The organism is Pseudomonas sp. Pseusp15, from assembly GCF_059492165.1.
In genome coordinates this window covers 1563582-1578464 of the sequence record NZ_CP168523.1, presented here as the reverse complement: position 1 = coordinate 1578464, position 14883 = coordinate 1563582, and the positions used below count along the sequence as shown (strand labels likewise).

11 protein-coding genes are annotated in these 14883 nt (G+C 58.8%); 6 read left to right on the top strand and 5 right to left on the bottom strand.

Annotated features, from left to right (window positions below; translation table 11 throughout):
• On the bottom strand, positions 1-1707 hold the full coding sequence (locus ACEN8R_RS07205; protein ID WP_495624699.1) for a ShlB/FhaC/HecB family hemolysin secretion/activation protein: 1707 nt from the start codon (positions 1705-1707) through the stop codon (positions 1-3).
• A gap of 387 nt (positions 1708-2094) precedes the next feature.
• Here ACEN8R_RS07205 and ACEN8R_RS07200 point away from each other — a divergent pair, with 387 nt between their 5' ends.
• The gene (locus ACEN8R_RS07200; RefSeq protein ID WP_495624698.1) at positions 2095-3912 is read left to right on the top strand and encodes a di-heme-cytochrome C peroxidase; all 1818 of its coding nucleotides are present in this window, start codon (positions 2095-2097) and stop codon (positions 3910-3912) included.
• Positions 3913-4027: 115 nt separating this feature from the next.
• Here ACEN8R_RS07200 and ACEN8R_RS07195 read toward each other — a convergent pair whose 3' ends face one another.
• The 4 genes from ACEN8R_RS07195 to ACEN8R_RS07180 form a co-directional block, all read right to left on the bottom strand.
• Complete coding sequence (locus ACEN8R_RS07195; RefSeq protein WP_008011722.1) at positions 4028-4576, bottom strand: cupin domain-containing protein; 549 nt, start codon at positions 4574-4576, stop codon at positions 4028-4030.
• A 361-nt stretch (positions 4577-4937) separates the two neighbouring features.
• On the bottom strand, positions 4938-6221 hold the full coding sequence (locus ACEN8R_RS07190) for an NAD(P)/FAD-dependent oxidoreductase (RefSeq protein ID WP_495624697.1): 1284 nt from the start codon (positions 6219-6221) through the stop codon (positions 4938-4940).
• A 52-nt stretch (positions 6222-6273) separates the two neighbouring features.
• Positions 6274-7764 (bottom strand): aldehyde dehydrogenase, encoded by a 1491-nt coding sequence (locus ACEN8R_RS07185; RefSeq protein WP_495624696.1) that lies wholly within the window; start codon positions 7762-7764, stop codon positions 6274-6276.
• Between the two features lie 112 nt (positions 7765-7876).
• Positions 7877-9253 (bottom strand): glutamine synthetase family protein, encoded by a 1377-nt coding sequence (locus ACEN8R_RS07180; RefSeq protein ID WP_018930106.1) that lies wholly within the window; start codon positions 9251-9253, stop codon positions 7877-7879.
• Positions 9254-9532: 279 nt separating this feature from the next.
• Here ACEN8R_RS07180 and ACEN8R_RS07175 point away from each other — a divergent pair, with 279 nt between their 5' ends.
• From ACEN8R_RS07175 to ACEN8R_RS07155, 5 genes are all read left to right on the top strand, one after another.
• Positions 9533-10294 (top strand): gamma-glutamyl-gamma-aminobutyrate hydrolase family protein, encoded by a 762-nt coding sequence (locus ACEN8R_RS07175; protein WP_495624695.1) that lies wholly within the window; start codon positions 9533-9535, stop codon positions 10292-10294.
• Between the two features lie 244 nt (positions 10295-10538).
• The gene (gene potA / locus ACEN8R_RS07170; RefSeq protein ID WP_018930104.1) at positions 10539-11681 is read left to right on the top strand and encodes a polyamine ABC transporter ATP-binding protein; all 1143 of its coding nucleotides are present in this window, start codon (positions 10539-10541) and stop codon (positions 11679-11681) included.
• A 29-nt stretch (positions 11682-11710) separates the two neighbouring features.
• Positions 11711-12592, top strand: a complete 882-nt coding sequence (locus tag ACEN8R_RS07165) for an ABC transporter permease subunit (RefSeq protein ID WP_177343113.1) — start codon at positions 11711-11713, stop codon at positions 12590-12592.
• Entirely contained in the window at positions 12589-13473 is an 885-nt protein-coding gene (locus ACEN8R_RS07160) for an ABC transporter permease subunit (RefSeq protein ID WP_018930102.1), read from the top strand. The genes ACEN8R_RS07165 and ACEN8R_RS07160 overlap by 4 nt, the downstream gene beginning before the upstream one ends.
• 218 nt (positions 13474-13691) lie before the next feature.
• Complete coding sequence (locus ACEN8R_RS07155; protein ID WP_018930101.1) at positions 13692-14789, top strand: polyamine ABC transporter substrate-binding protein; 1098 nt, start codon at positions 13692-13694, stop codon at positions 14787-14789.
• The last annotated feature ends 94 nt before the right edge of the window (positions 14790-14883 follow it).

Below are 14883 nucleotides of genomic sequence, written 5' to 3'. Positions count from 1 at the left end.
TTAGAGGAAGAAATCCACGCGGAAGTAGATCGGCGCTTCGCGCTCGGTCAGCACGTCAGGGCGTTCTAGGGAATGGGCAAAAGTCACGCTGGCGGCCACATGCTGACCCCGGGCGAACAACTCCACGGAATCGCTGGACATGCGCCCGTGCTGATCGCCGTTATAGCGGTCGCCACGGATCACGCCCTGGTCGTAACCGAGGCTGGTGCCGTACTCGGCGAACACCGGGCGCAGCCATTCCAAAGTGATCGGATGGCTCCAGCGCAGTTCGTTGCGCCAGTAGCCGCCGCTGTCACCGGACAACGACTGGTCCTTATAGCCACGGATCGACGACTGCCCGCCGAGGCTGGTGCGCTGCGGGCTGAACAGCACGTCTTCACTACGCTGGCCGGTCATCAGGCTGCTGAAACTGAAGGACTCGCCCCACAGCTTGAACGGCTGCAGATAACTCGCGGTGGCGGTGTATTTGCGGTAACGCGCGTTCGGCTCGCCGGGGCCCGGATCACCGTTACCCTGGGCGTCGAACGCGCCAATGCCTTGTTGCATGCCCAGGTCGAGGTTGACGAAGGCACTGCCGACCCGCCGACCGTGGTTGATGCCGAACTGCGCTTCGCTGATGCGGTTGCTGCTCAGCTTGAGCTTGCTGTCTTCGATGAAGTTGCTGGTGCGCAGGTACGACAGGCCGGTGCTGAGGGAGGTCTTGCTCAGGGCGTCGCGATGGATCACCCGCTCGGCGCGCAACTGATGGTTTTCGCTGTCGCCGGTCTGCTTGAAATTGAAACCGTTGGCCTGGGCTTGCGAGCGGTACTCGCTCTGGCTGTAGGTGTAACTGAAGTTCCACCAGCCCCACGGCAGGCTGTAATTGAGCATGGCGTTGTTGGAGGTGTGCTGGTGATCGGTCATCGCATCGTGACCACCGCGCAGCATCAACTGATCGGCCAGGCCCAGCGGGCTGTCCCAATCGAACGTCGTGCCCCACTGCTGCTCGCCGGTGCTGCGCTGGCCGTCGTTACTGCGGGACAACCCGGCACGCCACGGCTTCTGCGGCGTGTTCTTGACCAGCACTTCGCTGCCACCGACGTTCTTGCCCGGCGACAACTCCATCTGCGCCTGATTCGACGGCAAACGGTTGAGCTGATCCACCATCTGCTCGATTTCCCGCAGATTGACCAGCTCCCCGCTCTTACCGGGGAAAGCCATCGCCAATTCGCGGTCCGACAGCTTGCTATCCTGCGCGCCCTTCAACCCTTCGAGCCGACCCTCGACCACCAGCACCTTCAGATGCCCAGCGGACAAATCCTGCTGCGGCAAGTAGGCCCGGCTGGTGACCAAGCCCTTCTCGATGTACAGATCGGTGATGACTTTCAGCAGCTCGTTGAGCTGCGTGACGCCCAGGCATTGGCCGATATATGGCTTGAGCAGGCGATTTTTCTCGCTGTCCGAAAGACTGTCGGCGCCTTTGAGTTCGATGTCCTTGATGGGGAAACAACGGGCGTCGGCCGGGGCCGTCGCGGGCGCGGGTTTGGCTGCCTTGCCGGGTAATTCCTTGAGCTCCTCGAGACGCCGACGCTGCTCGTCGAGCAAGCGATCCTGACGTTCGCGGATCAGATCGGTTTCACCGGGGGTGGGGGCAGCGTGAGCAAGATTCAGCGGAGAAAGGCACAGCAAAGCCAGGCACAACCTCGCCACGAGGGCGGGTGGATACATGTTCGATCCCTCGAATGGAGACTGATAGCACAATAGTGGCGCGATATTAGATGGCCACTATTTTGACGTCAATGAATGGATTCATTCGAGGAGGTTAAGGGATGACTTGTAATGGCTAAATCGGGCGCTTCCGATGAGAGCGCAGGACGTTTCCTGATGTGGTGTAGAAAAATGCTCACAACACCAAGGCGCTGTAGTCCGCAGAGAAAAAGCCGAGTGCCAAACGGCAAGGTCTTTTTTACGTAATGAACAACCCGGGCTCTGTCCGGGTACGGGGCATGGAACAAAATTAAAGAGCCGTATTTTTTGTGGCTACACTCATGGCTGGTAGCTATTGGCTACCAACGTGATGGGTCTCAACAGGAATTACAAATAGAAGGGAATCTGATGAACACGTTAAAAGCCCCCCCGTTTGCCTGCGCTGCATTGTTGTTTTTCGGCGCTCATTCCATGGCTCAGGCTGCCGACATTCTGGATCAGGGATGGAGTGACACCACCCAGTCCAATTGGCTTGAACTTTCACAAGGATCGAGAATTCTCCCTCTCTCCTGGGCGCTTGCATTGGAAGAGCCTGGTTCAGAGGAGAAGTTCATGAGTGACAAAACGATCTCCGCCTACGGTTACACGCCTTATCGTCCGTCTTATAACGGTAAGCGCTTTACGTTGCCGATGGGTTTCGTTTTGGATGACAGTCACGACAGCAAGTTGTCTTTCACGAAACTCCGCTGGTTTTTTGGACAAGGGTCGAGAGAACCGTGGGTGGGGATGAACTGTTCTGCTTGTCACACGGCTCAGATCAAATTTGAAGAGCAGAATCTTGTGATCAATGGCGGGCCAACGAACGCCGACTTTCAAAATTTCTTTAAATATTTTAGAGAGGCCTTGAGCAAAACGGCTTCCGACCCTGAAAAATTTGAACGCTTTGCAAAGAGTGTCCTGGGTGATGATCTGTCGAAAGGGAATCGCCAACGGTTGAAAAAATCCCTGGATAGCTTGAATGCGTTTTATGCCCAAAACGAGACACTGAATGCCACAGATCTGCAATATGGCCCAGGTCGCCTTGATGCAGTGGGCCACATTCTCAACAAAATCAGTCAAGTCACCCAAGCGAAACCGCCTACCCCTAACCCCTCCGATGCGCCGGTGAGTTATCCATTTCTCTGGAATACGCCTCAACACAACGTTCTCCAATGGAACGGAATGGTCAGTAAAGCAAAACTCTTCTCGCTCACGGGCGAAGGCCTCGATGTCGGAGGTCTGGGGCGTAATGCAGGAGAGGCCATCGGTGTGTTCGCCGACATTCGCCCGGTTAAAGAATCCGCGGCCAAGGCAGGGTTTGTCTCCAGTGTGAACGTGAAAAATCTGGATGTTCTAGAACGTTCTCTTTATACCCTGAAGCCTCCGCGGTGGCCTGGGCAGTTGCCAAAAGACCTCACGCCTGGCGCCAAATTATTTACGGAAAATTGTGCCGGCTGCCATGCCCCCCTTGATAGAAACAATCTCGCCACGCCCATCAAAGCGGTCATGATTCCAATCTCTGCGAATGACAATTTCAATGCCCAGAGCCCAAAAGACTCGACCATTGGCACGGATCCCTGGATGGCGTGCAATGCCTATCAATTTAAAGCGGATTCTGGAGTGTTGGCGGGTTATTCCAAAGTCGATAAAACAGGACCCATCAAGTCAAATGACCTTCTCTACAACATGCTGGGTGTGACCGTCCTGGAGACGTTACTGGGTAAAGGACGCGATGTCGCCGAACTGGCTTTCGATGGATTGCTTGGTATAGATACCAAACCTCAAAAAGTCCCTGGCTTCAAGGACCGTGCCCTGTTCAGTCGTTTGGATGAGAAAGCGCTACGGCTATACAACTGCTACCGTGCCAGCTCAACCGTTCCTCTTCTCGCCTATAAAGCAAGACCCCTGACCGGCATCTGGGCCACCGCTCCCTATTTGCATAACGGCTCTGTACCGAGCCTGAATGACCTTCTGCTGCCACCCCATCAGCGCCCGTCGAGTTTTTACACAGGGACCAATGAGTTCGATAACAAAAGGGTTGGATTCAAGACCGAGAAATCGGACAAGAACTGGTTTCTTTTCGACACCAAGCTTGATGGCAATAGCAACGCCGGGCATGACTATGGCGTGGGCAGCCTCAGTGATGTCCAAAGGTCACAACTTCTCGACTACTTGAAGTCACTTTGAACGGCGTCGCAGACGCTCTCACTTGAGGTATGGAGTGGTAATTGCTGGTAGGGGCGACCGAAAGTATTGGTCGCCCCGCCGGAGGCCTGTACAGATTTAATGTTTGCTTCAGGTATCAGAAGTTAGCCGGGGTGTTGGCACTGATGATTTCAGCCTCATCCGCCCCAATATTGCGAAACCGATGCGGCAGCGTCGTCGGGAAGTAATACCCATCCCCGGCATTCAACACACTAATCTGCCCATCCACCGTCAACTCGACGGTGCCACGGGTTACGAGCCCACACTCCTCCCCCTCAGCATGCACAATCGGCTCTTCCCCCGAACTCGCCCCAGGCGCGTACTGCTCACGCAACAGCCGCATCTGCCGACTCGGCACCGAAGCGCCAATCAGCAACAACCGCAGCCCATGACGCCCGAGGTCCGGCTGTTCATTGGCGCGAAACACGTACTGATGCTCGCGCGGCGGTTGGTCGAAGGTGAAGAAGTCCGCCAAAGACATGGGGATGCCTTCGAGCAGTTTTTTGAGGGAGCTGACGGAGGGACTGACGCGATTCTGTTCGATCAGGGAGATGGTGGCATTGGTGACGCCGCTACGCCGGGCCAGCTCGCGCTGGGACAGTTTGTAGCTTTCGCGTACTAATTTGAGTCGTGAGCCCGTGTCCATGACAGCCTTATGTGAGAACTACTTAAGGGGTAATGGGGGTGGGTGGCGGGCGACTGGTGGCCGCGGATTACGCCGTTTCCCGTCCCGGAACCGTGGAAGGCGGGTATTAAATCACGTTTGTGGGTGTTGCTCAGCAGGTTCGATAAACGGCTGGCAAAAAAGCTGTCGGCTTCTGATGTCAGTCAGTTCTGGTTTAGAAACTGTGGCGAGGGGGCTTGCCCCCTCGCCACGAAGATTTGTCCCGCATGGATTGCATCAATGGCAAAAAGCGGGGCCGCTTAGCGCCCCAGCGGGAGCAAGCTCCCTCGCCACGGGAGTGATGCGCAGCCTTGGCCGGCGGAGGCCGCCGGCAAGGTTAAAGCTAGATGCCGAAGCGATCTCGCAAGGCGTAATAAGCCGCGCCCATGGCGGTGAGTGGGGCCTGGAAAGTGCGGCCGCCGAGCATCGGCATGTGTGGCAGGGAGGCGAAGGCGTCGAAGCGTTCGGCGTCGCCGCGGATCATTTCCGAGATCAGTTTGCCGGCCAGGTGCGAGCAGGTGACGCCGTGGCCGCTGTAGCCTTGCATGTAGTAGGCGTTTTTCTCGATGCGGCCGAATTGCGGCATGCGCGACATGGTCAGCAGGAAGTTGCCGGTCCAGCGGTAGTCGATTTTCACGTCCTTGAGTTGCGGGAAGGTCTTGAGGATCTTCGGGCGGATCAGTTGTTCGATGTCGTCCGGCTCGCGGGCGCCGTAGACCACGCCGCCGCCGTACAGCAGGCGGTTGTCGGCGGTGAGGCGGTAGTAGTCGAGCAGGTAATTGCAGTCTTCGACGCAGTAGTTATTGGTGATCAGGCTGCGGGCGATCTTCTCCGACAACGGCTCGGTGACGACGATTTGCGAACCGCAGGGCATGCTTTTGCGGGTCACGCGGTTGTCGAGGTCTTGCGGCAGGTAGGCGTTGCCGGCGATCAGCAGGTACTTGGCCCGCACCACGCCTTTGGCGGTGCGCACGGTGATTGGCTCGCCGTAGGAGATGTCCACGGCGGCGGATTGTTCGTAGATTTTGCCGCCCAGGCGAATGATCGCAGCGGCTTCGCCGAGGGCCAGGTTCAGCGGGTGGATATGGCCGCCCTGCATGTCCAGCAGGCCGCCGACGTAGTTGTCGCAACCGACTTCGCGCTGGATGTCCGAGGCGTCGAGCATTTTCAGGTTGTTGTTGCCGTAGCGTTCCCAGTTACGCTTCTGCTCGGCCAGGCCGTTGAGTTGCTTCTTGTTCAGCGCTGCGAAGATGCCGCCGGGGCGGTAGTCGCATTTGATGTCGTACTCCTTGATGCGCGAACGGATGATGTCGGCGCCTTCGAAGATCATGCTGCCAAGGACTCCGGCGGTCTTGTCGCCGTAGCGCTCTTCGATTACATCGACGTCGCGGCTGTAGGAGTTGACCAACTGACCGCCGTTGCGACCGCTGGCGCCGAAGCCGACTTTGGCGGCTTCCAGTACCGTTACGCTATAGCCCGCTTCGCTGAGGAACAGCGCCGAGGACAGGCCGGTGTAGCCAGCGCCGATCACGCAGACGTCGCATTCCACCAATTCTTCAAGAATCGGGTAATCGCCGGTCTGGTTGCGGGTTGCGGCGTAATAGCTGTTTACATGGGTGTGCTTCATACATTTCTCCGAGGGCCGCCGGCATGTGCCGGCGACCGCCGCTGTAAAGGTGTCAGAGCTTGATCCAGGTCGCTTTGAGTTCGGTGTACTTGTCGAACGCGTGCAGCGATTTGTCCCGACCGTTGCCCGACTGCTTGAACCCGCCGAACGGCGCGGTCATGTCGCCGCCGTCGTACTGGTTGACCCAGACGCTGCCGGCGCGCAAGCCGCGAGCGAACGTGTGGGCCTTGCTAAGGTTGCTGGTCCAGACTCCGGCGGCGAGGCCGAAGATGCTGTCGTTGGCGATCTGCAGCGCTTCTTCGGCGGTGTCAAAGGTGATCAGCGACAGCACCGGGCCGAAGATTTCTTCCCGGGCGATGGTCATGGCGTTGGTCACGCCGTCGAATATCGCTGGCTCCACGTACAGGCCACCGGTGCCTTCAAGGGTGCGATTGCCGCCAGCAATCAGTTGCGCGCCCTGCTCTTTGCCGACCTGGATGTAGCGCAGCACATTGTCCAATTGGCGCTGATCGACGACGGCGCCGACGGTGGTTTCAGGGTCGAGCGCATGGCCTGGTTTCCAGGCTTGCAGCGCTTCCAGCAGCAGCGGAATGAACTGCTCGCGGATCGAGCGCTCCACCAGCAGGCGCGAGCCGGCGGTGCAGACTTCGCCCTGGTTGAAGGCAATCGCACTGGCCGCTGCCCGAGCCGCTGCGCGCAAGTCCGGCGCGTCGGCGAACACCACGTTCGGGCTCTTGCCGCCCGCCTCCAGCCACACGCGCTTCATGTTGCTTTGCCCGGCGTAGATCATCAGTTGCTTGGCAATCGCGGTGGAGCCAGTGAAGGCCAGCACGTCGACGTCCATGTGCAACGCCAGCGCCTTGCCGACGGTGTGACCGAAGCCCGGCAACACGTTGAACACGCCTTTGGGAATGCCGGCGTCGAGGGCTAGTTGCGCGATGCGGATCGCCGTCAGCGGTGATTTTTCCGAGGGCTTGAGGATGAACGAGTTGCCTGCCGCCAGGGCTGGGGCGAACTTCCAGCTGGCCATGATCAGCGGGAAGTTCCACGGCACGATTGCGGCGACAACGCCTGCCGGCTCACGAGTGACGAGGCCCAATTGGTCGTGCGGGGTGGCGGCGACTTCGTCGTAGATTTTGTCGATGGCTTCGGCGCTCCAGCGGATCGCGTTGGCGGCCGCTGGAATGTCGATGGCCATGGAATCGCTGATCGGTTTACCCATGTCGAGGGTTTCCAGCAGCGCCAGTTCTTCCTGGTTGGCCAGGATCAAGTCCGCGAAGCGAATCAAGATGCGCTTGCGTTCTGCAGGCGCCAACCGCGCCCAGATGCCGGATTCAAATGCACGACGCGCGACGGCGACTGCCGCATTGGCGTCGGCTTCGTCAGTGCTGGCGATGTTCGCCAGAAAGCGGCCGTCGACCGGGCTGATGCATTCGAAGGTGTCGCCACTGAGTGCCGGGCAGTATTGGCCGTCGATGAATGCGCGGCCTTCTAGTGTCAAGGACTGGAAGCGTTGCTCCCAGTCGCTGCGAGTGTTTGTCATGGTTGTGACTCTACGCAGAGGAATAAGTGATCGTGTTAACCGATGGGCAAGCGATGAGTAACCTGTGGCGAGGGAGCTTGCTCCCTCTCCACAGGTTTAGTGTCAGCCCCCGTTAAACCGTGTGCAGGTACCAGTTGTACTCAAGGTCTGAAATGGAGTTCTCGAACTCGGCCAGCTCGCTTTCCTTGCACGCCACGAACACGTCGATGTACAGCGGGTCGATGTAGCGCGCCATGACTTCGCTGTCGTCCAGTTCACGCAATGCGTCGCGCAGGTTGTTCGGCAGGCTTTGCTCGTTCTGCTCGTAGCTATTGCCTTCAACCGGGGCGCCCGGCTCGATTTCGTTGGTCAGGCCGTGGTGAATACCAGCCAGCACCGAGGCCATCAGCAGGTACGGGTTGGCATCGGCGCCAGCGACACGATGCTCGATGCGCACGGCATCCGCCGAACCGGTGGGTACGCGCACCGCCACGGTACGGTTGTCGATGCCCCAGCTTGGCGAGTTCGGTACGTAGAACTGCGCGCCGAAACGACGGTAGGAGTTGACGTTCGGGCAGAGGAACGCCATCTGCGCCGGCAGGGTCTCGAGCACACCGCCGATCGCGTGTCGCAGCGCGGCGTTCTGCTCGGGATCCTCGCTGGCGAAGATGTTGTTGCCTTGCTTGTCGAGAATCGAAATGTGCACGTGCAAACCGTTGCCCGCCTGACCCGGATATGGCTTGGCCATAAACGTGGTGTCCATCTCGTGGTCGTAGGCGATGTTCTTCACCAGACGCTTGAGCAGCACCGCGTAGTCGCAGGCCTTTATAGGGTCGGAGACGTGATGCAGGTTGACTTCGAATTGCGCCGGGGCGCTTTCCTTGACGATCGCGTCAGCCGGGATGCCCTGCTCTTTCGCGCCTTCGAGGATGTCTTGCAGGCAGTCGACGTATTCGTCCAGATCGTCGATCAGGTACACCTGCGTCGAGTGCGGACGCTTGCCCGACACCGGCGAGCGTGGCGACTGCGGACGACCGTTCACGTTGTCCTGGTCGATCAGGTAGAACTCCAGTTCGAACGCCGCGCAAATGGTCAGACCCATGTCATCGAACTTGCTCACCACCTGACGCAGCACTTCGCGCGGGTCAGCAAAGAACGGCTGGCCTTCGAGCTCGTGCATGGTCATCAGCAACTGCGCGGTCGGGCGCTTCTGCCAGGGTTCGATGCTGAGGGTATCGGGGATGGGATAGCAGATGCGATCCGAGTCGCCGATGTCCAGACCCAGGCCAGTGCTTTCCACCGTGGAACCGTTGATGTCCAAGGCAAACAGTGACGCCGGCAGGTTGATGCCTTTTTCGTAGACCTTGTGGAGACTGGTGCGCTCGATGCGCTTGCCGCGCACCACGCCGTTCATATCCGCAATCAGAAGGTCGACGTACAAAACCTCAGGATGTTGCTTAAGGAATGCGTTTGCTTCGTTGAGTTGAACGGCACGCAGAGGGACCGACATGATGCACCTATTAGCTGTTAATTATTATGTTCACTTCACTTGCGATAGCCAGTCAACCCGAACGGCAAAGTGAAGTCAATAGCGAACACATGGCCTTTCAGCCTTTATTTTCTGGCCTTTTTTGGGCGCCAGAGTGCCATATCAGGCTTGCACACCGCGCAGACCCTCAGCATCGGACGTTCGGCGTTTAGAATTTTTTACATGAGAGTTGTTAATTAAAATCAACAAGGCTAAGCTCCGGAAAAGCTCGTTCAAGTGTGAAACTTCGAGGTGATAAAAATGGCATTCAAGCCATTGATCGGCGTTACTGCGTGCGTCAAACAGATTGGCCTGCACCCCTACCACGTCAGCGGCGACAAGTACTTGCGTGCTGTCAGCGTCGCGGCATTGGGGCTGCCAGTGGTCATTCCTTCCTTAGGCGACCTGACCGAAACCGATGCGCTGCTCGTGCAGCTCGACGGTCTGTTGCTGACCGGCTCGCCGTCGAATGTGGAGCCTTTCCACTATCAAGGCCCGGCCAGCGCTCCCGGTACGAATCACGATCCGCAACGGGACGCCACCACCCTGCCCTTATTGCGTGCAGCCATCGCCGCCGGTGTTCCGGTGCTCGGCATCTGCCGGGGCTTTCAGGAAATGAACGTGGCGTTCGGCGGCAGCCTGCATCAGAAGGTGCACGAACTGCCCGGCATGCTCGATCACCGGGAAGCGGACAGTCCCGATCTGGCCGTGCAGTACGCAGCGGCCCATGCAGTGAATGTGCAACCGGGCGGTGTGTTCGAAGCACTGGACCTGCCGCAGGTGTTCCAGGTCAATTCGATTCACAGCCAGGGCATCGACCGACTCGCACCGGGCCTGCGCGCTGAGGCGATCGCGCCGGATGGTTTGATCGAGGCGATCTCCGTCGAGCACAGCAAGACCTTCGCCGTCGGCGTGCAATGGCACCCGGAATGGCAGGTGCTTTCGAATCCCCCTTACTTGAGTATTTTCCAGGCGTTTGGCGAGGCGTGCCGACAACGGGCGGCGCTGCGCAATACGCGCTGACTTCAGACGTTACCAATCGATTGACTGCCCCCGTGAGTCTGGCGGGCGTGCCTTTGCGCGCCGGTGGCTCACGTAATAGATGAACCGCAATAACAACAAGTACGACCAGGCAGCCAGGACGGCGGTGCCGAATAAGCCCGAGCGGTAAGCGTTGAATTCAATGGCATCGCCCGGCCCGGGTTTGCAATCCACTCTTAAGTCAGGCCGTGTTGGCCCGACGACTGAAACCTGTTGGGAGTTTCATATGGCAAACGCCTCCAGCATCTACAGGAAGGCTCTTGATGGTCACCAGGCACCGAAAAAGGTGCTGGTGAAAGTCGACCGCGTCACCAAGAAATTCGACGAAACCACCGCCGTGGACGATGTGTCCCTGGAAATCCATCAAGGCGAAATCTTCGCCTTGCTCGGTGGTTCCGGCTCGGGCAAATCGACGCTGCTGCGCATGCTCGCCGGCTTCGAGCGCCCGACCGAAGGGCGGATTCTGCTCGACGGTGTCGACATCACTGACATGCCGCCCTACGAACGGCCGATCAACATGATGTTCCAGTCCTATGCGCTGTTCCCGCACATGACGGTGGCGCAGAACATCGCCTTCGGCCTCAAGCAGGACCGTTTGCCTGCCAGCGAAATCGACGCCCGTGTCGAAGAAATGCTGCGCCTGGTGCACATGACCCAATACGCCAAACGCAAGCCGCATCAATTGTCCGGCGGTCAGCGTCAGCGTGTGGCACTGGCGCGCTCGTTGGCCAAGCGACCGAAGCTGTTGCTGCTCGATGAACCGATGGGCGCACTGGATAAAAAGCTGCGTTCGCAGATGCAACTGGAGCTGGTGGAAATCATCGAGCGCGTCGGCGTGACCTGCGTGATGGTGACCCACGACCAGGAAGAAGCCATGACCATGGCCGAGCGCATCGCGATCATGCACCTGGGCTGGATCGCCCAGATCGGCAGCCCGGTCGACATCTATGAAGCACCGGTCAGCCGCATGGTCTGCGAGTTCATCGGCAACGTGAACGCCTTCGACGGCACCGTTGTGGAAGACCTGGAAGGTCACGCGATCATCCACAGCCCGGACCTTGCGCAGAAGATTTACGTCGGCCACGGCGTGAGTACCTCGGTGCAGGACAAGTCGATCACCTACGCTATCCGCCCGGAAAAAATGCTGGTCAGCACCCTCAAGCCCGAGACCCGCTACAACTGGTCCGAAGGCAAGGTGCATGACATCGCCTACCTCGGTGGCCACTCGGTGTTTTATGTGGAGCTGCCTGGCGGCAAGATCGTCCAGTCGTTCATGGCCAACGCCGAACGCCGTGGCGCACGCCCGACCTGGGACGATCAGGTCTACGTGTGGTGGGAAGACGACAGCGGCGTGGTACTGCGCTCATGAGAACCTTCAATCAGCAGTTCCTGCGCCTGGTGCCCAGTGGCCGCAAAATGGTCATCGGCATTCCATTCCTGTGGCTGTGCCTGTTTTTCCTGTTGCCGTTCTTCCTGGTGATGAAGATCAGCTTCTCGGAAGCAGCCCTGGCCATTCCGCCCTACTCCGAGATTTACACCTTCGCCGAACAGAAATTCCAGCTGCTGCTGAACCTCGGCAACTACTCGCTGCTGACCGAGGATGAGCTGTACATCTCGGCTTACTTCGGCTCGTTGAAGGTCGCATTCTTAAGTACGCTGATGTGCCTGGTGATCGGTTTCCCGATGGCTTATGCGATCACCAAGGCCAGCAAGGAAGCGCAAAACGTCTTGCTGCTGTTGATCATGATGCCGACCTGGACCGCGATCCTGATCCGCGTGTATGCGTGGATGGGCATCCTCAGCAACAACGGATTGCTCAATGCGTTCCTGATGTGGAGCGGGCTCACGTCACAGCCGATCGAGATCCTCAACACCAACACCGCCGTGTACATCGGGGTGGTTTACGCGTACCTGCCGTTCATGGTGCTGCCGCTGTACGCCAACCTGGTGAAGCACGATGGCAGCCTGCTGGAAGCCGCGTCGGACCTGGGTTCGAGCAACTTCAACAACTTCTGGAAAATCACCGTGCCGCTGGCCAAGAACGGGATCATCGCCGGCTGCATGCTGGTGTTCATTCCGGTGGTCGGTGAGTTCGTGATTCCGGAACTGTTGGGTGGCCCGGAAACCCTGATGATCGGCCGCGTGCTGTGGCAGGAGTTCTTCAACAACCGCGACTGGCCGGTGGCGTCCGCCCTGGCGGTGGTGATGCTGGCGATCCTGATTGTGCCGATTCTGCTGTTCAACCGTAGCCAGGCCAAAGAGATGGAGGGACGGGGATGAACCGTTTCGGATTTTCACGATTGATGCTGGTGCTCGGCCTGTCGTTTATCTACCTGCCGATGCTGATTCTGGTGATCTACTCGTTCAACGCCTCGAAGCTGGTGACGGTGTGGGGCGGCTGGTCGGTGAAGTGGTATGTCGGCCTGCTCGACAACACGCAACTGATGGGCTCGGTGGTGCGCTCGCTGGAAATCGCCTGCTACACGGCGATTGCCGCGGTGGCGCTCGGCACATTGGCGGCGTTCGTGCTGACCCGCGTGACCCGCTTCAAGGGCCGTACGCTGTTCGGTGGCTTGGTGACGGCGCCGCTGGTGATGCCGGAAGTGATCACCGGTCTGTCGCTGCTGCTGCTGTTCGTGGCCATGGCGCAGATGATCGGCTGGCCGCAGGAGCGCGGCATCGTCACCATCTGGATCGCTCACACCACATTCTGTGCAGCCTATGTGGCGGTGGTGGTGTCGGCGCGCTTGCGTGAGCTGGATTTGTCCATCGAAGAAGCGGCCATGGACCTCGGTGCACGGCCGCTCAAGGTGTTCTTCCTGATCACCATTCCAATGATCGCGCCGTCACTGGCGGCCGGCGGCATGATGTCGTTTGCCTTGTCGCTGGATGATTTGGTGTTGGCGAGCTTCGTGTCGGGGCCAGGCTCCACGACCCTGCCGATGGAAGTGTTCTCGGCGGTGCGCCTGGGCGTTAAGCCTGAGATCAATGCCGTGGCCAGCCTGATTCTGCTGGCGGTGTCGATCGTCACGTTCATGGTCTGGTATTTCAGCCGCAGGGCCGAAGCCACCCGCAAACGAGCGATTCAGGAAGCGATGGACCAGACTGCCAGCGAGTCCTGGCAACAACCGAAAAAGCAAATGGTAGAAGCGACGGTCTAGTGCCACTGTCAAGTGAGCACTGACCTGTGGCGAGCGAGCTTGCTCGCGCTTGAGTGCGCAGCACTCACAAATAGGTATGGGTTGCCAGAATTTTGGGGCCGCTACGCAGCCCAGCGGGAGCAAGCTCCCTCGCCACAGGTAAGTCCGCTAGCCACAGGTTTTGTGTTCACCGCATTTTTGTTTTATGTGATTTGAATAAAAAGAATGGAGTTGTACCGATGAAAATGTTTGGCAGGACTCTGCTGACACTGTCCTTATTGGGCGCAATCACCGCTGGCGCCCAGGCCAATGACAAGGTACTGCGCGTCTACAACTGGTCGGATTACATCGCCCCGGACACCGTCAAGAAGTTCGAAGACGAGACCGGTATCCGCGTGACCTACGATGTGTTCGACAGTAACGAAACCCTTGAAGCACGGCTGCTGGCGGGAAAATCGGGCTATGACATCGTGGTGCCGTCCAACAGTTTCCTGGCCAAGCAGATCAAGGCCGGGGTCTATCAGGAACTGGACAAATCGAAGCTGCCGAACTGGAAGAATCTCAACCCGGTGCTGCTGAAAAATGCCTCGGCCAGCGACCCGGATAACGGCCACGCCTTCCCGTACATGTGGGGTTCGATCGGCATCGGTTACAACCCGGCCAAGGTCAAGGAAGTGCTCGGCACTGATGCCCCGGTGAATTCCTGGGACTTGCTGTTCAAACCGGAAAACGCCGCCAAGCTCAAAGCCTGTGGCATCAGCTTTCTTGATTCACCGACGGAAATGCTTCCGGCTGCCCTGCACTATCTGGGCTATCCGGTGAACTCCCGGGACAAGGCGCAAATCACCGAAGCCGAGGCGCTGTTCATGAAGATCCGGCCATCGGTGGCCTACTTTCATTCGTCGAAATACATCTCCGACCTGGCCAACGGCAACATCTGCGTCGCCGTCGGTTACTCCGGCGACGTGCTGCAAGCCAAGGCCCGCGCCCAGGAAGCCGGCGACAAGGTCAAGATCGAGTACAGCATCCCGAAAGAAGGCGCCGGCAGCTTTTACGACATGGTCGCCATCCCTCGGGACGCCGCCAACGTCGACAACGCCTACCTGTTCATGAACTTCCTGATGCGCCCGGACATCATCGCCGAAGTCACCAACAGCATCGGCTACAGCAATGCCAACGCGGCGGCCACGCCGTTGGTGGACGAAGCGATTCGTGACGACCCGGGATCGTATCCGCCGCAAGCGGTGATGGCGACGTTGTATGCCATTCCTGACATGCCGATTGCCACCCAGCGGATCATGACCCGGGGCTGGACGCGGGTGAAGCTGGGCAAGTAATCCCGCCTCACTGATCGTCCCCATGCTCCGCGTGGGAACGATCATCCATTACAGCTTTCCCTTTTCCGTTCACGCAGCGCCTTACCACCGCTGC